Consider the following 20,199-nt stretch of genomic DNA (forward strand, 5'->3'; position numbering starts at 1 on the left):
CGTAAATGCAACGGCCCTAAATAAAGAAAAAATTTTCTTCTTTCCACTGCAATAAGTATCAGCAAGCCATCGTTGATGATTCCCAAATTGGTTTACCGTGTTCCATAATAGGAATAGGCGAACCCGGCCTACGTACCAATACTTTGGAAAAACAACCTCTGCTATGAATCAAACACCACATCAGGACAAACTCATGCCCGATCAAGCCGGCGATTTGCCCGGTAGCTCTCCTCCTTTCGCATTAAGCTCGTATCAGGCTCCTAGTCACTTAAGCAGTATTGTAAGCAGAAGTGACACTGCGTCGTCGGCACCGGCTTATTTCATCTCAAAAGCAACAATCTTTAAATCATCAGACCTGGAATTATGAAATCAACTTTACAAGTTCTATTACTGCTGGTCTTACTTGGGAGCATTACTCCGCTGGCAGCTCAGCCCTACCGGGCCACGTGGTGGTCGGGTTACAACTCGAATACACAGGTATTTCCGCTAAACGGAAGTATTAGTTCACCCTACTTTACAACGTCACAACTAAATTATAGTGGTCTAACAAGGTACGATGACAACCGCACTATTTGGGTCAACCCTAACACCTCGGCAACACTCAATACTGCTACAGCACCTTATCTCTCTTATACCTTAAACACTAATGCAACCATCAGATTCGATCGCTTTGTTTTATCGGGTCTTGCTATTTTAGGTAATAGTAAACTACAACTCCGCTGGAGTGTCGATGGATATGCCTCGTCGCTAGGTGAGTTCTCTAACAACGGCAGTAGTTATACGCTTACTTCTGTTAGCTTACCCACTACTTCTATTGCTGCAGGTTCGATCGTGTTTCGTGTATATTTCTATGCAGCATCTGGCTCTGCAATGGTGTTTAATTCTCACACTGGCCCTTATCCCTCGATTGATGGTACGCCAACTTCTTACGGTCAAAATGGTGCTAATGTAAGTGTATGGTATACTTCCCCGGATCCAACACCTGCGTGTACCGGCACTCCGACCCCGGGTACATCAACCGTGAGTCCTGCCTCAGGAAATATTGTTACCAACCAAAGTGCTGCTTTATCATTGGCAGGTTATACTTCCGGGGTATCAGGAATAACCATTCAATGGCAATCATCATCAATCATGAATGGCACTTACACCGATATCGCCGGTGCAACCGGAGCCAATTACAATACGGGAACAATCATCAATCCTGGCGCTACTTACTATCGTGCTCGGGTAACCTGCACAGCAACAGGTTTATCGTCATTTTCAAATGTAATCACCGTTACCGCGACGAATATGCCGGCACCAGGTAATGCCATCAATTTTGATGGGGTAAATGATTTTATCAATTGTGGAAACAGTGCAGTTGTCGCACCGGCAAACATGAAAACAATGGAATGCTGGGTCAGGTTCAACGGCTTTGGCGACCAGGAAATAATTAGCCGAAGTATTATATCCTACGGAGTTGAGCTGCTGATTTATGGCGGCAATCTATCGTTCTTCTGTATGCGTGATGGCTCAAATACAAGCTATATTTCGTATCCTGCGAGCAACCTCCAGACAAATACCTGGTATCACCTTGCTGCAACCTGGAACGGTACAAGGGAAACAATGCGGCTATATGTAAACGGCGACCCGGTCGGTACCCGTACCGATATCGGGAACGTGAATACCGGTATCCCCTATAACGCTGCGGTTAACCTGAGAATTGGTATGTGGAACGATGCTCCGGCGCGTTACCTGAATGGCGCTGTTGACGAAGTTCGTATCTGGGATGTACAACGTACCCAGGCTGAGCTGCAGTCAGCAATGTATAATGTAGTTGCACCGTCTACATCGGGGTTGAAAGCTTACTACCGGTTCGACCAGGGTACGGCATCCGGTGCAAACACGGCACTTTCCACAGCCTTTGATGCAACACCAAACGCTTTACATGGAACCTTGACCAATTTTACATTAACCGGGGCAACGTCGAACTGGGTTGAAAGTTATGCTATGGTGGTGCCGGCAACTTCTGCACCCGCTACCGTAGGGTCAGGCAGTTTTCTTGCACAATGGACCGCTCCAGCGGTTGGTATAGTAGAGCGCTACCTGTTGGATGTTTCTACCTCACCCACATTCAGCTCCTTTGTTGCAGGTTATAATGGTGCTGATGTAGGAACGGCAACTTCATTTACCGTGACCAATCTTTTACCATCCACAACTTATTACTACCGGGTTCGTGCACAAAAGGCATCTGTAAGCGGACAAGGTATTAATTCGAATACTTCATCGGCAACAACGGTCGCCCAAACTCCACCCGGAAATGCGCTGCATTATAGTGGAGTATCCAAGGCCGTGGTTTCTTCTGTTAGCCCTGTGCTCAACTTTGCCACAGGTACCGTTGAATGCTGGGTTAAACGCGACGCGCTAAATGGCCAAAACGCCTTGTTGGTTGGTGTAAGAAACGATCCTAATGGTTCACGTTTTAGTGTACACATGGGCGACAACCTTATTGGTCTTTGGAATGGCAGTGTTTGGTCACCCGTAACAATGCCAACTTCATTTGTTCCCGGAAAATGGTATCACATTGCGGTGGTTATAAAAGCAGCTACGTCCGACGTGTACGTAAACGGGGTATTTATCGGCTCAACCACAAATGGTATGGGAACTGCTACGGGTTTGCCGTTAATCATCGGCGGAGGCTCTGCTACTGCAACAGGTGAGGTTCTAAACGGGGCAATCGACGAAGTGCGGGTTTGGAATACCCAGCGTACTGCGGCACAAATTGCCACTGCCCGTTTAGACACGGTGCCGGCTTCAACCGCCGGACTGGTAGCTTACTACAAATTCGACCAGGGTATAGCTTCGGGTAACAACACGGGGCAAACTGTAGCTTATGATGCAACAGTTAATGCGCTTAACGGAACCCTGTCTGGTTTCGGACTAACCGGGTCAACATCAAACTGGATTGAAAGTTATGCTATGGCTGTACCTACCACTACTCCTGCCACACTTTTAACCACAAATGCCATGACCGCAAATTGGTCTGCTCCGCTCAGAGGAACGGTAGAGAAGTATCTAATAGACGTATCGACAAATGCAAACTTTACAAGCTTCGTCGCTGGCTATAATGGAAAAGATGTTGGTCTGGCAACAAGCACGCCAGTTACAGGATTAAGTCCCAACACAACGTACTATATACGCGTACGGGCTGAAAAGTCTTCAGTCACAGGTCAGGGAAGTTTTTCAAACACAATAACAGCTACAACTTGTCCTGCAATGTTGGTTCCTTCAGTGTCCATTGCAGCTAATCCATCTGGTGTTATTGCTTCAGGCACTACGGTTCAGTTCACCGCTACCCCTACGAACGGAGGTAGTTCCCCTTACTTCGATTGGATACTGAATGGTTCTGTGGTTCAATCCGGTGCATCGAATACTTACGTTACTGCTACGCTACAAAATGGAGATGTTATTGAAGTTGAACTTACCAGTAACGCTCAGTGTCTTTCACAGCCTAGTGCTGGAAGCAATGCAATCACCGTAACCGTTACAAATGTCTACACCTGGAATAGTGGCAATGGCAATTGGAACACCAGTGCCAACTGGACCCCTAACGTGGTGCCTTCCGGTACCTCAGCTGATGTCGTAATTCCTACAGGAACACCTACCGTAACCTCACCGATCAGCATTGGCAGCCTCAACATTGCAACAGGTGCAGGACTTTCCCTTGCGGCAAATTTGGGTGTGGCCGGCAATCTTGCTGGTGGCAACAGCAGCGATGTATTGATCAGCGGCACCGGCAACATTGTGCTCAACGGCACTTCTCCGCAGCTCATCAGCGGCAACACAACAGTCACCAACCTGCAAATCGATAATCCGGCAGGAGCGTCAATCGTACAAGGTAGCACCGTTAACCTTACCGGGGTGTTCACACCGGTTGCAGGTGCACTCAATACCAATGGCGGCCTCGTGTTAAAATCTACTGCAACAGGGATTGCAACAGTTGCTGCAGGCACCGGCAATTACATTAGCGGCGATGTAACCGTCGAGCGTTACTTCCCGGCAAAAAGAGCATGGCGCTTTGTTACAGCACCCGTATCAAACAGTGGTTCTGTATTCGCTAACTGGCAGAATAACGGCTCCGTTATTCCAAATACCGGTATCGAGATCTGGCGACCAACGGGTGGTAATGGATTTGCCACCGGTGGTAACGGAACATCCATTCAACGGTTCGACGAAAATGCAAATGCCTGGGTTAACCTCAACAACACCACTGCTTCACCAGTCAGCGACAATGATGGAGGAGGTGCAAATACAGTTGCCGATAACAGGTCGTATTCATTGTTTGTCAGCGGCCACTATGGTTCAGGCAACATCAATGAAGCAACCGGAGCATCAGCCACAACCATGCGCACGAGGGGCCGTCTGCAAAGTGGCACGCAAACCTTTAGTTACAACAATATAGCGGCTGATCATTTTGTGCTCGTTGGTAATCCATATGCATCACCTGTCGACTTTGCAACCATAGGCAAAACCAACATTAAAAACGGTTTTTGGGCATGGGATCCGCAACGCAGTGGCACAACGCTTGGCGGCTACGTTACCGTAAGCTGGGATAATCAAACCAGCAGCTACGACATCGATTACCTGCCATCACATACTGCGCAAACCAATATTATTCAAAATGGTCAGGCAGTGCTGGTGCAGGTTCAAAATAGTGGCAGCAATACAGCGATCACATTCAACGAAAACAGCAAGGCTTCATCGGGCACCAATACCAACAACTTGTTCAGGGGAACAGAAGCAGCCCGGCAGATGAGGGTTGTACTCAACCGTTTTGCAGCGAATACAGCCGTAGCAGTTGATGGGGTTCTTGCTAAATTCGGTAAGGGGTATGCTGCTGAAGCCGGACCCGATGATGCGGTTAAGATGTATAATTACGACGAAAACTTTTCGCTTACCCGTTCTGGTCTCAGATTAAGTATTGAAAGAAGGCCTCAGATCGTTACAACCGATACCCTGTTCCTGAACATCGATGCGATCAAAGCAAACAACAATTATGGCTTTAGCATTCTACCCGAAGCATTTGACAATCCGCTCCTGTCGGCATACCTCGTAGACAACTATCTCGTAAAAGAGACCGCGCTCAGCCTCACCAACAATACCGAAATCAGGTTTACCGTTGATGCAAATACGGCTTCTGCCAACCCACGTCGTTTCATGATTGTATTCCGTACCGGGTCTGCATTGCCCATTACATTTAAGGGTATTAAGGCATGGCAAAGCAACCAGGGTATACAGGTAGAATGGAATGTTGAAAGCGAAACAAACATCAGTCATTACGCAGTAGAAAGGTCTGCCAATGCGATCGACTACATGCAACTGGGCACAGTTTCGGCACGTAACCAAAACAAGGTTGAAGTATACACTTTGTTCGATGCCATTCCGCTGCAGGGTGCCAATTATTACCGCATCCGTATTGTGGAACATGATGGCTCAGCCAGGTACAGCGCAGTGGCCAAAGTGCAATCCGGCAAAGCAAATCCTGCATTTACCGTTTCTCCAAACCCGGTTCAAAACAAACAAGCAAATGTTCACCTGGCTAACATGCCTAAAGGTGTATACACCCTGGCTGTTTATAACCAGGGTGGCCAGCAGGTCTATGTTCGCGAGGTTCAGCACGATGGCATTGCTAAAGTGCTTGTGGTTTTCCTACCAAAGAATACTGGTGCAGGCAACTATCATTTTGTACTTACCGGTGGTCTTAATAAACAAAGCACATTTACCCAAAACGTAATTGTTCAATAAGCAAACTCCGGGCAACAGCAATGTTGCCCGGGGCTTTAAACACTAATCAATCTCATTATTATGATAGCAAGAACATGTGCAACATTCTTAAAGGTTGTTTCAATGGCAATCTTTTGTTTACTGCTTTCCACTAATGCGCTTTTTGCCCAGGGACCTCCACCTCCAGGCGATGGGCTCGACCCGGGTGGCGCAGAAGTACCCGTTGACGGGGGCATCAGCCTTTTACTCGCAGCTGGCATTAGCTACGGAACAAAAAAGGTGATCGACGCGCGTAAAAAGGCTCGCGCCACAACAGAGCCGGCCGATAAATAAGCACAGTATCATACCAGCCATGTACCCAAACGTTCAAGTCGACCAGGAAAATGATTGGCTATTGTTAAAAGCGGAATTTGGGCGTGCCCCCCAACCCATGTTGGGGGTCGGGCTTTTCCCGTCCGAATGGCTTCAGCCGGGCGGGCGTTCCAAGTCCTCGTTCCCCCCAAAAAGTGGGGGGAACTCCGGGCTTTCCACTTCAATCCCTCACGCAAACTCCCGCTCCCTGATTACCACTGCCATAAACAGCCAACAATAAAACCGATTGTCAATAGTGTTACGACAACTAACAAGAGTAAACAACCTCATTGCACATCAACGCCAGATTGCTAACTCAACGGCCGAACTCATTAACTAGCCTCCGCTCATATGATCGCCATATTTTTTGAAAGAACCTTCGGTAAAGCATCTGCAAGTGTGTTACAGTTCCTAAAACGCGCAGCATTATTCCTTGCTTGCTGGATGATATTATACCACCTCATCTTAATTCCAAACCACCTTGCAAATGAATGGCTGACAACTGTCACGGGCAAGGCTACTACCCAATTGCTAAATGAGCTTTATTCAGGTGGTTTCTCCTGGGTTAAATCAGGCTCAAATGCCATCCAGGTATTTCTTTCTAATGTCAAGGTGCTGTCTATCGCCGATCCTTGCAATGCACTTGAATTGTACGTGCTTTACTCAGGTTTTATCTTTTGTCTTGCCACGAGCTTAGCCCGCCAATTTGCCTTTTCAATCATGGGAATTGCAGCTATATTTTTCCTTAACGTGCTTCGCTGTTGTGCGATCACATGGCTCAACCTGAATCATCCCGAACTCTCCGACTTTGCACACCATTATGCATTTACATTTTTAATGTATGGGTTCATCTTTGCCGGATGGGTCATTTATATGAAAAAGTATGACGCCAAGAAGCTGGTATAGGGTAAGGTATAGCCTTGGCTTACTGCTGGTTCTTTTGTTCAGCGGCTACTACCATATCAGTAACGAACGGGGTTACTGGCTTCATGGCAAGCTTGTGTTTCCGCCGTTCATTATAGCTTGTATTGCCTTAGTCGGATATAACGTATTCAGAAAGCACGCGAGCACCAACATGGTGAAGATCTGGCTTGCATTCAACACTTTTGCCTGCCTGTTAAGCATGTTTGTAGCACTTCTTTGCATTTCAGGGTTTCAGCAATACCTTCCATTTGTAGAGATAAACCTGGTGCTAAACTTAGGAATCAGCCCACTTCCTTATGCGGTTATCCCGCTCCTGACCCAGGCTTTGTTTTCAGGTACAACTACCGCCGAAACAGAAAAACAACTCGCTTCCTGACCTACAACTTTTCATTACCAACCCATAAATAACATTCCTGCACCACAAACCAACACCGTGGTACCCGCAAGGACATGGGCGTATTTTTCCATTTTTCGCTGGTCGAAAAGAGATAGTCCGTAATAACCCAACAGCACCATTGTTACCATCGCGCAAAGCGTAAAAACGGTAAATACGCCAACCAATACAACAACACCTGTTATAGAGTGTTTAACTGCAGGAAACGACAGAAGCGGTATAAGTGGCTCACATGGTCCCAATAGAAATACAATAAACATAATCCATGGTGTAACCACCGTTTTCTCCCTTGGTAATACCATTGTCCCATGCCGGTGTTCGTAAACATAGATGTTGTTTTCATCTGCCTCAAAATGTTTGTGCAATTTGTTTGCTGATAACTGCCAAAATGCATAAAGACAGTACACACACCCGATGATCAACATGGTCCAGCCGGCTAGTCCTCCCCGTACATTTTCCAACCAACTGATTTTTGCAAGCGACCATCCGAGTGCAACCCCACCTAGTCCCAAAGCAACCGAACTTCCCACATGGCCGATACCACAAACGAGTGTCCAGAACACCGTTCTCCGCAAAGACCAACCTTTGCTTTTCGACAATGCTATAAATGGAAGGTAATGATCGGGGCCGGTAATGGTATGTACCAGGCTAATGGTTATCGCCGTAAGGACCAGGTAAGATAATTCAGCTGTCATGTAGGCGTAATCTGAGGTTCTGTAAATTTCAATGCAAGTGCCATTCAAGTTTTCTGATTAGCGGCAGTATACCCTTACTATAGTGCCGGCTGCACTGTTGTCCTTGTAAGTGCATTTACTACCTCCGACAGCGCTTTATTAATATCATGAAGTTGTTCTGCTTTATATCCGAGCACCCTTGCTACAATGCCGTTGACAGGCAATAAGGAAACCCCATAAGCTATCCCTGTATAATTTTCAAGCATTTCCCGGCACCTGGCAATCACCACCTTGCAGTCGATCTTGTTGTTCAAACATACAAAGCTTGCCTGGTGCGTGAAGCCTTCAAGCTGCCCCATCTGCGCGGGATTAATAATGCCCGGTTCCACCAACAAGTTTTCTCTTACAACGAGTTTTTCTCCGATATAAATGTTGGTCACGCTGTGGTATCTCCTGAACTGGAAAACTTCGTCGCTCAGTTTTCTTCCACATGTAATGATTTCACTCCAGGTCAGGTGGTGGCAACGGCCGAGGTGGATTTCGTTGATGGAACCAAAATCGGCATTGCGGTGCGGTACAACAGGGTGGGGCAGGTAAGTAAGGGAAGCACCTTCTGCAAGCAAAACCGTGGTTGTTTGTCGTGCCGAACCAGCCATGGTAAAAATTCGCTGGTAACCTTGTGTCAATAGTTTAAGCGATGCTCCCTCTTCTACTTCAATCCGGATATCATAACAGTCTTTCTCCAGGATCCCGGGGGATGAACTCATCATCATAAGTGTAAGTTCTTGCTCGTTGCGACCTTCGGTAATGTTTGCCACTTTAAATGGCTGCGAAAAGAACGCCTGTTTAAGCCTGGTTTTTCCACGACCACTGGCTATGATATGGATTCTCCCGCTCATCTGATGAGTTCGGGTTCATTTACTTCTTCCATCAATGCGTATTTTCTGATCCAGCCGATAATCGCATGAAGCCCTTGTCCGCGCACCAGGTCAGTGAACACAAATGGTGCACCTTTACGCATCCGCCTTGCATCTTTGTCCATGATGTCAAGGTTGGCAAATACATAAGGCGCAAGGTCGATTTTGTTGATGACCAGCAGATCACTGCGCGTTATTCCAGGACCGCCTTTGCGGGGTATCTTGTCACCTTCTGCAACATCAATTACAAATATGGTCACATCGGCAAGGTCAGGACTAAACGTGGCGGAAAGGTTATCACCACCGCTCTCAATAAAAATAATTTCCAGTCCTGGTATTCGCGTGGCCATCTCTTCTACTGCCTCGAGGTTCATGCTTGCGTCTTCGCGAATCGCCGTATGCGGACATCCTCCTGTTTCCACACCAATAATCCGTTCCGCAGGCAGCAGGCTGTTTTTGGTCAGGAACTCAGCATCTTCCTTAGTATAGATATCATTTGTGATTACGGCAATGCTATATTGGCTATACATTGCCCGCGAAAGCCGTTCAATAAGCGCGGTTTTGCCCGAGCCAACAGGTCCTGCCACGCCAATCTTGATGTAATTTCTTTCGTGCATTATCTAAGTTTAAGATATACGGAGTAGGGGTTCTGCAACACTATCAATGGCGGGCAATTGGGTTCAAATTAGTAAAAACCAGTAAAACCAGCTTTAAAAAATGGAGATGGTGTTACCGCCTTATCATACAGCAGTGTGTAATAAATGGATTTCTCCATATACTCAGGTTTCAAAATAGTTCTGGGACTTGAAAATAGCAGAAGCACTTCAGCTATTTTTGTGGCTCATCCCGGATGCATTGTATATGTTCGAATTGCTACTGCAAAAGATCAACGAAAAAGTGCCCATCACCCCTGAAGAGAGTGCGGTATGTAAAACATTTTTCATACCCAAAAAGCTGCGCAAAAAGCAGTACCTGCTACAGGAAGGCGATGTATGTAAGTACGTTGCTTTTGTAGAAAAAGGCATGCTACGTAGCTACACCGTTGACGATAAGGGTACCGAGCATATTATGCAGTTTGCATTTGAAGGCTGGTGGCTTAGCGATCAGTTTAGTTTTCTCACTGCTGAGCCATCTGTTTACAATATCGATGCGCTTGAAGACTGTGAGTTGCTGTTGCTGACCAAACCTGCTGAAGAAGAAATGCTGGTGCGGGTGCCAAAGCTGGAGCGGTACTTTCGTTTACTGTTGCAAAATAGTCTTATCGCCATCCAGCGGAGATTGGTCAGTTCACTTAGTCATACAGCCGAAGAAAAGTACCGGCAGCTCCTCGCTTCCTGTCCCGGAATTGCCCAGCGTGTACCCCAACATATGATGGCTTCCTACCTGGGTATAACCCCTGAAACCCTGAGCCGCCTGCGCAACCCGAAGAACAGGAAAGTTTGAGGGTATAGGCAGTGCGAAAGGCAAGGGTGAAGTCCGTTATTTCTTGACCCAGATCAATGTAATTTCTTGTTCCAGCGCAATGGCTCACCCCGGCATGCAGGCGTAGTTTTGCTAAACAAACATCACCAGTATGGCCGCTCAAAAAACCATTGCAATCATCGGCGCCACCGGCAAAATGGGCGGTGCAATTGCTAAGGGACTTGTAAATGGTCCAAACCGTCTCTTGCTCTTTGGCAACAACCAGGAAAAATTATCCGGGCTACTGTCCGCACTCAAGGAGACAAAAAGAGATACTGACGCGGAGATTATCGGCTGCAGTGTAGACGCAAGCTGGGAGGCAGATATCATAATCGCCGCCGTTCCCTATGCAGCCGAAGCTACACTGGCGGAGCAAATCAGGGCCGTTGCCACAGGCAAGATCGTGATCAGCATATCCAATCCCCTGAGCGCTGATTTTTGCCGCCTTGTAACTGAGCCGGGCACCAGTGCAGGGGAACAATTACAGGAGCTGCTTCCACACGCGCGGGTTGTAAAAGCTTTTAGCACCAACTTCAGCGCTGCTTTCAATCATACCGATGTTAGCGGATATAAGCTCGATGCATTTATTGCCGGCAATGATGATGAAGCTCTCCTGGAAGTAGCTGAACTGATAACAGAGGTTGGCTTTAATCCCGTAATTGCCGGAGACCTCACATTCAGCCGCACACTGGAAAACATGACCCTCTTACTGATTAACGCTAATATCCGTCATGGCTATAAAGGTCAGGCAGGATGGAAAATATTACACAACTAATTTCAACAACAAACTTTATGAAACTTCTTGAAGCCCTTGAATGGCGATATGCATCTAAAAAAATGAATGGTCAACCTGTGCCGCAGGAAAAAGTAGAACGTATACTTGAAGCCATCCGCCTTGCTCCTTCCTCAATGGGTCTGCAGCCATATACCGTTCTGGTGATTACCGATCCGGAACTTAAAAAACAAATACTGCCGATTGCCAACAACCAGCAGCAGATTATTGATAGTTCTCACCTGCTGGTGTTTGCCGCGTGGAACAAAATCACACCCGAACACGTCGATGAGTACATTAAGCTGATTGCGAAAACCCGGAATGTGGGTGAAAGCTCATTGCAGCAGTTTAAAGCGATGCTTACCCCCTTGGCAGAGCGTTCGTTTGAGGATAGCCTGAACTGGACAGCACGGCAAACATATATTGCCTTTGGTACCGCTATTGCAGCCGCAGCAGAAGAGCATGTTGACGCAACCCCAATGGAGGGGTTCAACAATGTGGCACTCGACAAGTTGCTGAACCTGAACGAAAAGGGTTTGAGAAGTGTAACCCTGCTACCCCTGGGCTACCGCGACGCCGAAAAAGATGTGCTTGCAACATCGGCTAAAGTGAGAAGAAATAAAGAAGAACTCTTTTTGCTACAATAATCGCTCATGTTTGGTGTTAGGATGCTTCTTTCTTAAATATAAGAACCAATGTCGTTTACTTAAGGTGAGTGGCAGAAACTGGTGAATAAAGGGATGCGGTACAAGGGAGTGACACCCCCGTCCGAACCGGTTCATCCGGGCCGGCGTCCGAACAGGGTTCATCCAGGCGGGAAACGATGGCAAATAGAATTCCGGCAGCTGGTCACCAAAGATTTCTCTTAAGTAAACGAGATTGATATAAGAAATTCAAAACATTAGCATTTCACACCCGGTATTGCAGACCTGCATGGTAAACCCTGGCATTTACCAGGCAAGATGAGCGGGAAAAATCAGGTTAATCGAACCTTTTCGGCGAAACCCTGTTGATGCTGTTCTGCAGTGTACAGAATAATCTTTTTTGAAGGATCGAGAAGTTGAAACTTAGCCCAATCAGCCGCAGTTGTACAATACTTAAGGTTGAAGAAACGAAATAACGCATCATCGTTAAAGATAAGTGTTAGCAAGTTCACTATTCTGGAACAGCGACCGTAATGCGCTGACAGACTTTGCACATGAGAGACGAGTGAATATAACGGTTGTTGTATTCACTTTTTTTTGCCCAATTTTTAAAGCGATTTGCCAGGCTATAGACCAATATCCACTTGATACCTTCCGTTTTCCATCTTTGGCGAACTGCATGTTAATTGGTAACAAATTTCAAACCCACGATTGAACTGATGAGGGTTACCAGGAAAAATATCCTCCAGAAATCAGCGGGCTCCCTGAAGAAAACTATCCCAACCAATGCTGTTCCAACTGCCCCGATACCGGTCCATACGGCATATGCTGTTCCTATTGGAAGGGTTTGCGTTGCCTTATAAAGTAGTAGCATACTGCAGGAAAGGGTAACAAAGAAACCTGCCATCCACAAGGAGGAATTAAGGCCAGTTGTTTCTCTTGCTTTCGCAAGGCAAGTTGCAAATCCGACTTCAAACAAGCCGGCAATAATCAGTAATATCCAGTTCATAGCGATACGTTTAATGTTGAGGGCCTTGGGTACAGCATCTCTTTTTGGGTCCAGTTATCAACCCCGGCTCCCTCGTTGATGCACTGCTATACGGGCAGCTGCAAATCCTTGTTTGTACTTCGATTTTCTTGAACGTCCCCACCAGACAAAAAAGCCGGTGATGGGTAAGCCGGCACATGCAAGGCAGGCAACAAAACTGATCAATTTACCTGCCAGTCCAAACATTCTACCCGTATGAAGGTCATAATGGGCGGAACTCACTTTCGCGCCCCTGCTCACATTTCGGTGATACTGGCTTTTGATGAGTACACCCGAATATTGGTCGAAGTAAAAGTCGTTCCGACGGTAATGGCTTAAAGCCTTTCCATACCCGGAAATACTCAGAACACCACTTCTGCCAAATGGCAGGTAAGCCGAAAACATCTCAGATACGGTATCTAGCCTGCGTGCCTGGTTGAAACCCGTATCAATCAGGGTAGCGACCGGCAGACTTGTTAACTGCATGGTATCTGATCGCGGAAAAACCTCCTTTTCGCCTTCATAAACCTGCCCAAAATTGGCCAGTTTGCTCAGGCCGTTTCGAAGCCATGGATAACTCATACTCAGCCCGGTAATCGCAAGCACGAGGGCGACCAGGAACACGTAAAAACCGGGTACTTTGTGCAGGTCGAAGTTTCGCCTTCGCCACCTGCTTCGCCACCGGATGCTAAAGCTTTGCTTCTTCTGTGCACGGTTTTGCGGCCACCACAGGATCAGTCCGGTAATCAGCATGATTACAAAAACAACAATGGAGAGATCGACGATCTTACGTCCCCATATAGCCGGTAACAGCAGCCGGGTGTGCAGTCGTTCCATATTCACGAAAAAACCTTCGCCTGCCTTTTCGTTATGCAATACCCTGCCCGAATATGGATTTACATACACCTGGTAACTTCCGGTATTGGTATTTACCGTAAAGATGGCCGGGCGCTCTTTTGGGAACCAGACAATCCGGCCGGGAGTTCCTTCGGGAAAAACAGATAGGGCTGTGTCCAATAATTGCGCAACAGGTTTTCTTTCTGTCGTTATATGCTCAACTTTCCGGTACGAATAAAACGCATCCTTTATCTCATCCTGGAACACCAGGATGGCCCCACTTAATGAAACGATGAATATGATCAGCCCCGACGATAAGCCAAGCACAAGGTGTACCGACCTGGTTAGTCTTCTCCATAATTTCCTGTTTGGTGTCATTTGCTGTTAGCATTACCCGGTGAACGGCATGCAAATGAACGGCATTTTGTTTTCCCGGTGGCATCGGGATGTATACCAATTTTCTACCTCAGGCTCCGGCCTTGTTTCCACGCCGGGGTTCTCTTAACCCGTTACATTGCATCCGCTGGTAACCTTGGAATGCAAGCAGGTCTTGAAGGTCGATGGTAAGAGAGTTGATGTGAACAACTTAGCTTCTAAATTCCGGCAGGTTTTTAGAACCTTAACTGGGCATACGGCTTACCTTTGTGCGGTTGTTTGCCCAACTCCAATCCTGCATAAACAATTCAAATGGATGTAGAAATACTCTCACGTATCCAATTTGCTTTCACCATTTCTTTTCATTACATCTATCCACCATTAAGTATTGGCCTCGGCTTGTGTATGGTTGCTATGGAAGGTCTCTTCCTGCGCACCGGCAATAAGATGTACGAGGATATGACACGCTTTTTTACCAAGATCTTTGCCCTGATCTTTGGCCTCGGCGTAGCCACAGGTATTGTAATGGAGTTTGAGTTTGGAACCAACTGGGCAACCTATTCGAAATACGTGGGCGACGTTTTTGGATCGGCACTTGCTGCAGAAGGAATCTTTGCGTTTGCCCTTGAAGCCGGTTTTCTCGGGGTGCTTGTATTTGGCTGGGATCGGGTGAAACCTGCAACCCACTTTTTCGCAACCATCATGGTATTTCTTGGATCTATGTTTTCGGCGATCTGGATCGTGGTGGCCAATTCATGGCAACAAACTCCGCGCGGTTACCGGGTTGTTGGTGATGGCCTTGAGGCGCGTGCGGAGATCACCGATTTTTGGGCAATGGTTTTTAACCCTTCTTCCATCGAGCGGGTGTCGCACGTTTGGGTAGGGTCTTTTCTTGCCGGCTCATTCCTCGTACTTAGTATCAGTGCTTATTATATTCGAAAAAATAAGCACCTCCAGTTTTCGACAGCAGCATTCAGGATTGCGCTGGTGATTGCGACCGTTTCCGCACTTTCTCAATTGTTTATCGGCCACAAGTCAGCCGAAGTTGTTGCTGAACACCAGCCTGCAAAACTGGCCGCGTTTGAAGGACACTTCGATAGCCTTGCGGTTGCGGATATGTACCTTGTTGGCTGGATCGACAAAAAGGAAGAAAAAACGATTGGCCTTAGCATTCCAAAGGGGCTCACCTTTTTAACCCACCAGGATTTTACCACCCCCATAAAAGGTTTGAAGGGCTTTCCAGTAGCAGATCGGCCCGGCGCCTTAAATATCGTGTTCCAATCTTACCACATTATGATCACAATAGGTATGGTGTTGATTGGACTGACTTTGTATGCCTGCTTTTTGTGGTATAAAGGATTGCTGTTTCAAAAGAAGTGGTTAATGACGGTGTTCCAGTTTTCGGTGCTATTACCACAGCTTGCTAACCAGGCTGGATGGTTTGCAGCAGAAACCGGCCGTCAGCCGTGGGTTGTTTACGGCCTGTTGCGAACGTCGAATGCTTTGTCGAAGTCGGTTACCGCAAACCAGGTGTTGTTTTCCCTGATCCTTTTTACCCTTGTTTACCTCCTCCTGTTTATACTGTTTATTTACCTGCTGAATAAAAAAATATTGCATGGCCCTTACAAAGCAGACGTTGTGCACAGGCCGCAGCAGGAGAGTATGGCCGACCAGTTTTAATTTATAAGCATGGATACATTTCTTGGTATTGATTATGCAACCTGGTGGTACCTGGTGATTGGTGCCGTGTTTACGGGTTATGCTATACTCGATGGCTTCGACCTTGGTGCCGGATCACTGCACTTGTTTTTCAAAAAAGAAGAAAGCCGCCGTATTGCCCTGAATGCAATCGGACCAGTATGGGATGGCAATGAAGTTTGGTTGGTCATTGGCGGCGGAACCCTTTTCTCGGGTTTCCCGAAAGTGTATGCCTCCATTTTTTCGGCATTTTACATCCCCTTCATGCTCTTTCTTACTATGCTCATCTTTCGTGCAATTTCGATTGAGTTTCGCAGTAAGGAGCCCATGAAGTGGTGGCGAAAAACATGGGATATTTCTTATTGCGTATCCAGCACCTTACTCGGGTTTTCGCTTGGTATCATACTGGGTAATGTACTGTTGGGTATACCTATTGACGCACAGGGCAACTTTACCGGTAGCACCTTGTACTTTTTAAATCCATATGCCATCATGGTCGGCATTACAACGGTCGCCCTGTTTATGATGCATGGTGCAATCTTCCTGGTAATGAAAACGGAAAACCGGCTCTATGCAAAACTTACCATACTCGTAAAACACAGCACCATATTTTTTGTGATCAGCATATTGCTGCTGAGCTTTTATACGCTGTTGTACGTGCCGCATTTATCCGAAAGAATACGCCACAACAGCTGGATGTTTATCATTCCGATTATGATGGTGCTTTCTGTTGCAAACATCACCCGGCTTATTGCCAAACGTAAATACCTGGTGGCTTTTATGTGCTCGTCGCTTACCGTTGCGCTGTTGCTGATCATCGTAGCAATAGAACTTTACCCAAACCTGGTGATTTCAACCCTTGATCCCGCGTATACGCTTACGGTTCAAAATGCATCATCATCCGCAAAATCACTCGAAATTCAACTTATGTTTGTAGCAGTTGGGGTGCCGCTTGCAGCAGCTTATACGGGTTTTATGTTCTGGACATTCAGGGGTAAGGTAAAGCTCGACGAGATGAGCTATTAGATGGATCACCTGGCTTTACCAATAAGAATGGTGTCGAAGTTTGTGCCTGCATGATCGTCGCTTAGAGGTCCTGCTGTACAAGCCCGCCCGGCAGCGCCAGTCGGACGGGAGTGCGACGCCAATGAAGCCCCACAAAGAACTAATGTTGGGTCCATAAAGAAAAACTGCATGGGCAGCAAAATACCTGATCATTGCAGATAGCATTTGTTATCATGCACAACAAACACAATTGTTAATTTACTTATCATGGTTGATATAACGCATAAAGTAAAAAGTTTAAGAAAGGCTATTGCTACTGCTGTAGTTAAAGTGTCGTCACCTGAAACCATAGAAGCGATACAATCGCGAACGGTACCCAAAGGCGACGTATTTGAATTTTCAAGAGCAGCCGGCTTGCTTGCAGTGAAAAAAACAAGCGACGTTATACCCGATTGTCATCCGCTCCCCGTTGAATTTACAGGCATCACTCATCATGTTGAAGGACTTGAAATTATTGTACAGGTGGAGGTCCATAGCATTTACCGGACCGGTGTTGAAGTAGAGGCCATGCATGGTGCAGCGATTACGGCACTAACCATGTACGATATGCTAAAGCCGATCGACAAAGCAGTGGAGATAACAAACATAAAGCTGCAGGAGAAAAAAGGAGGCAAATCCCAATATACCGACTTTCCGGTGCACGAAATGAAATGCGCCGTTGTGGTATGTTCCGACAGCGTATCGGCTGGCACCAAACAAGATTTTGCCGGAAAAGCGGTCATCGAAAAACTCCGGAAGAATGGGCTTAGTACTTCATCGTACAGCATCATTGCCGACGATTATGAAACGATACAACACAAGTGCAGGGAACTTGCTGCCCATGCTTTTAACATCATCATATTTACCGGCGGTACGGGCTTGTACAAAAGAGACGTTACACCAGAGGCCATAGAACCCCTGATCGAACGGGCAATCCCTGGCATTATGGAAGCTGCGCGAAGCTATGGCCAGGAGCGCACGCCCTATGCAATGCTATCGCGGGGTGTTGCCGGCTTTATCAAGAATTCATTGGTGTTAACACTGCCCGGTTCAACACGCGGCGCAGAAGAAACCATGGATGCACTGTTCCCTTATGTGATCCACATTTTTCATGTTGCAGAAGGTTTAAGACACAGCAATGATTAACAGCCTGATCGTGGTAATTTCAAAAATGGATCTGTGACAGGGCTCGTATTATGCGGTGGGCAAAGCAGCCGGATGGGCACCACCAAAGGGTTATTGATGAAGGGGTCTGCTACTTGGGCCGAGATAGCAGCTGCAAACTTAGCTTCACTTGGTGTGCAGGTGGTATTATCAGTTAATGATGAAAACCACCACTTGTTTGCAGCAGGGCATGAAAATAATCTTATCGTTACGGACGATAACTCATTACACATTGGTGGTCCTTTAAAGGGCATATTGTCGGCACATATCCATTTTCCTACAGAGGACCTTTTTGTTCTTGCCTGTGATATGCCAGACATGTTGCCCGCCGTCCTCCTAATGTTGGTGAAAGAATACATAGCAGGAAATTCCGATGCTTATGTGTTCATCGATGGTCAACAGCCCGAGCCGCTTTGTGGTATTTACAGGGCCGGGGTTCTTGCAAGGGTGCTTGCACGCTACAGAAGCGAGGGGCTGCAAAAACATAGCCTCCGGTTTATGCTCAGCCAGGTAAATACACGGTATGTGCCCGTTCCTGAATCGTTCCGGAAAGCTTTGAAAAATTATAACTCGCCTGCTGATTTAGGCAGTTTGTAACTGCAGCGTAGACTGGTCAACTTCTTTAAACGACGACTTCGGTGATCCGCAAAGCGGGCAACAAAAACCGGGGTTTAGTTCGTTGAAGGCTGTGCCTGCAGCTATCTCCAGCTCGGGTTCGCCAACAACAGGATCATAAACCGTCAGGCAGTCTGTGCATTGGTGCACCGAGTTTGTTACCTGCTTTGCGGCAGTACCCAATGTTGGTGTTATCGGTACCGGGTTACTGAACATTGCCTGTTGCTGGTCGTAAAAAGCTTTGCATAACGAAACGAGGTAAGTGCCCAGATAATCTTTTTCAACGTTTTTTCTATACGAGATAAAACCTTCGGAATTGGGATTGAAGTCTTTTGTATGTAGTATCTCAAAACGTTCGAGCGACTTTAACCTGCCGGGGTTTTTTATGGCCTCTTTCCTTATGAGCACCGAACCAAACATACGCGAATAGGGCTTGGCTTGAACGGCAAAGCATAAGCCAAAAGTTCTTACGTCTTCTTTATCAAAGTAACGTACAATGTGCCTTTTAATCTGAAGACCCTCTTCGCTGTTTTCTTCAACCTGCCAGTTTAATTCATTTGCGGCATGCCGCACATTAATGCGGTAACGCCCAAGCACATGTTCCCATATCGACCGGTCCATTGTTTCAATTCCTTTTATCACCAGGCTTTTCCAGGGTGTTGTATACAACTGGCCGATCTTTGTTTGCAAACATATTGCGCAAACATCAAGCAGGAACGGAACAGAAAACAGCTCATCCCGGCGATAAATGCCCAACCAAAAGTTGTTGTCGTACCGGTTAAATCCTTCGTAATAAGGTAACGAAAAAGCAGGTTGCGGAACGTTTTCAACCTCAGGTTTGTTGTTGATATTTGAAGCAGCAAGTAAATCGAAAATCGCTGAAGCGGTTTGTGTTGCCGGGTTTTCAAGTATAAGTTGTTCTATGCTTTTTGATATGCGTGCAATATCGTTTGTATACACCAGGCCTGGAAAGCGATGCACCGAAAGTGTTCTTGGTATACGCAAATGAAGTTGCCAAAAGTGAACAGCAGGCGACGAAACCCAATTGATGTGCCCGGTATAAAGCGGTACCAGGTTTTGCGTGCTGTCGCAAACATTAACCTTAAGTCGCGGTTCATAATCAAACAGGTCAAACACATCTTTGTAAACCCCTTCACGCAACCACGTTTCTCCCGAGAATATGCCTGCAGCAGGGTAGGAGCTTACCAGGTTGGGTAATGCCTGTTTTTTATCCGAACAGCTAACGTCCTGGTCCAAACACCTGCCTACAAATGCGTCAAAGTACTTCACCGGCACATCAACCACAAGTTGTTGCCTTAGCCCAAAACGAACATGTGCAATTTTGTAATTTTTTGCAATCTTCAGAATGTTTTCGAGGTTGCCCGGTGATACAATACCACCCCTGAAATTGATATAAACCGTTTGTGATTGTACCATTAGCAAATGCTTTTTCTATTTTCTTTTGTGGACCGGCAGAATATCATTGGGCAACATCGTTGCTACGCTCAGTTTATCGGTTGTACAGGGCTGATCGGTAGT

The 20,199-nt window shown here is 46.7% G+C and carries 17 protein-coding genes; 11 read left to right on the forward strand and 6 right to left on the reverse strand.

Features of this window, described 5'->3' with window-relative positions; translation table 11 throughout:
- Positions 1-363: 363 nt before the first annotated feature.
- From EXU57_RS06890 to EXU57_RS06905, 4 genes are all read left to right on the forward strand, one after another.
- Positions 364-5,784, forward strand: a complete 5,421-nt coding sequence (locus EXU57_RS06890) for a LamG-like jellyroll fold domain-containing protein (RefSeq protein WP_133267455.1) — start codon at positions 364-366, stop codon at positions 5,782-5,784.
- A 60-nt stretch (positions 5,785-5,844) separates the two neighbouring features.
- Positions 5,845-6,096: a PID-CTERM protein-sorting domain-containing protein gene (locus EXU57_RS06895; protein WP_207955410.1), complete on the forward strand. Its 252-nt coding sequence runs from the start codon at positions 5,845-5,847 to the stop codon at positions 6,094-6,096.
- A 369-nt stretch (positions 6,097-6,465) separates the two neighbouring features.
- Positions 6,466-7,020 carry an exosortase/archaeosortase family protein gene (locus EXU57_RS06900; RefSeq protein ID WP_133267456.1) on the forward strand — a complete coding sequence of 185 codons (555 nt, stop codon included), beginning with the start codon at positions 6,466-6,468 and terminating at the stop codon, positions 7,018-7,020.
- A complete protein-coding gene (locus EXU57_RS06905; RefSeq protein ID WP_133267457.1) occupies positions 6,998-7,414 on the forward strand; it encodes a hypothetical protein in 417 nt (138 codons plus the stop codon). Before EXU57_RS06900 ends, EXU57_RS06905 begins: the two co-directional genes overlap by 23 nt.
- Positions 7,415-7,428: 14 nt before the next feature.
- Here EXU57_RS06905 and EXU57_RS06910 read toward each other — a convergent pair whose 3' ends face one another.
- The 3 genes from EXU57_RS06910 to ureG form a co-directional block, all read right to left on the reverse strand.
- Positions 7,429-8,127, reverse strand: coding sequence for a sulfite exporter TauE/SafE family protein (locus tag EXU57_RS06910; protein ID WP_133267458.1), 699 nt, complete (start codon positions 8,125-8,127; stop codon positions 7,429-7,431).
- Between the two features lie 77 nt (positions 8,128-8,204).
- Positions 8,205-9,005 (reverse strand): urease accessory protein UreD, encoded by an 801-nt coding sequence (locus EXU57_RS06915; protein WP_133267459.1) that lies wholly within the window; start codon positions 9,003-9,005, stop codon positions 8,205-8,207.
- Positions 9,002-9,640: an urease accessory protein UreG gene (gene ureG / locus EXU57_RS06920; protein ID WP_133267460.1), complete on the reverse strand. Its 639-nt coding sequence runs from the start codon at positions 9,638-9,640 to the stop codon at positions 9,002-9,004. Before ureG ends, EXU57_RS06915 begins: the two co-directional genes overlap by 4 nt.
- Positions 9,641-9,827: 187 nt before the next feature.
- On the opposite strand from ureG, the gene EXU57_RS06925 reads away from it, so the two are divergent.
- The 3 genes from EXU57_RS06925 (at position 9,828) to EXU57_RS06935 (ending at position 11,903) form a co-directional block, all read left to right on the forward strand.
- Positions 9,828-10,466 (forward strand): Crp/Fnr family transcriptional regulator, encoded by a 639-nt coding sequence (locus EXU57_RS06925; protein WP_243745534.1) that lies wholly within the window; start codon positions 9,828-9,830, stop codon positions 10,464-10,466.
- A 130-nt stretch (positions 10,467-10,596) separates the two neighbouring features.
- Complete coding sequence (locus EXU57_RS06930) at positions 10,597-11,259, forward strand: NADPH-dependent F420 reductase (protein WP_133267461.1); 663 nt, start codon at positions 10,597-10,599, stop codon at positions 11,257-11,259.
- 17 nt (positions 11,260-11,276) lie between these two features.
- Positions 11,277-11,903, forward strand: coding sequence for a nitroreductase family protein (locus tag EXU57_RS06935; protein ID WP_133267462.1), 627 nt, complete (start codon positions 11,277-11,279; stop codon positions 11,901-11,903).
- A 679-nt stretch (positions 11,904-12,582) separates the two neighbouring features.
- Here the strand turns inward: EXU57_RS06935 and EXU57_RS06940 are convergent.
- Together EXU57_RS06940 and EXU57_RS06945 are read right to left on the reverse strand one after the other, a co-directional pair.
- On the reverse strand, positions 12,583-12,909 hold the full coding sequence (locus EXU57_RS06940) for a DMT family transporter (RefSeq protein WP_133267463.1): 327 nt from the start codon (positions 12,907-12,909) through the stop codon (positions 12,583-12,585).
- A 57-nt stretch (positions 12,910-12,966) separates the two neighbouring features.
- On the reverse strand, positions 12,967-14,142 hold the full coding sequence (locus tag EXU57_RS06945) for a PepSY-associated TM helix domain-containing protein (RefSeq protein WP_133267464.1): 1,176 nt from the start codon (positions 14,140-14,142) through the stop codon (positions 12,967-12,969).
- Between the two features lie 309 nt (positions 14,143-14,451).
- Between EXU57_RS06945 and EXU57_RS06950 the strand changes: the two genes are divergently transcribed.
- The 4 genes from EXU57_RS06950 (at position 14,452) to EXU57_RS06965 (ending at position 18,642) form a co-directional block, all read left to right on the forward strand.
- Entirely contained in the window at positions 14,452-15,819 is a 1,368-nt protein-coding gene (locus EXU57_RS06950; protein WP_133267465.1) for a cytochrome ubiquinol oxidase subunit I, read from the forward strand.
- A gap of 9 nt (positions 15,820-15,828) precedes the next feature.
- Positions 15,829-16,863, forward strand: a complete 1,035-nt coding sequence (gene cydB / locus EXU57_RS06955) for a cytochrome d ubiquinol oxidase subunit II (protein ID WP_133267466.1) — start codon at positions 15,829-15,831, stop codon at positions 16,861-16,863.
- 246 nt (positions 16,864-17,109) lie between these two features.
- Entirely contained in the window at positions 17,110-18,027 is a 918-nt protein-coding gene (gene moaCB, locus EXU57_RS06960; RefSeq protein WP_133267467.1) for a bifunctional molybdenum cofactor biosynthesis protein MoaC/MoaB, read from the forward strand.
- Between the two features lie 33 nt (positions 18,028-18,060).
- Positions 18,061-18,642: a molybdenum cofactor guanylyltransferase gene (locus EXU57_RS06965; protein WP_133267468.1), complete on the forward strand. Its 582-nt coding sequence runs from the start codon at positions 18,061-18,063 to the stop codon at positions 18,640-18,642.
- Here EXU57_RS06965 and EXU57_RS06970 read toward each other — a convergent pair.
- On the reverse strand, positions 18,628-20,097 hold the full coding sequence (locus EXU57_RS06970; RefSeq protein WP_133267469.1) for a rubredoxin: 1,470 nt from the start codon (positions 20,095-20,097) through the stop codon (positions 18,628-18,630). The genes EXU57_RS06965 and EXU57_RS06970 overlap by 15 nt on opposite strands.
- Positions 20,098-20,199 lie beyond the last annotated feature (102 nt).

The organism is Segetibacter sp. 3557_3 (assembly GCF_004354985.1).
In the GTDB taxonomy this organism is placed as follows: Bacteria; Bacteroidota; Bacteroidia; order Chitinophagales; family Chitinophagaceae; genus Segetibacter.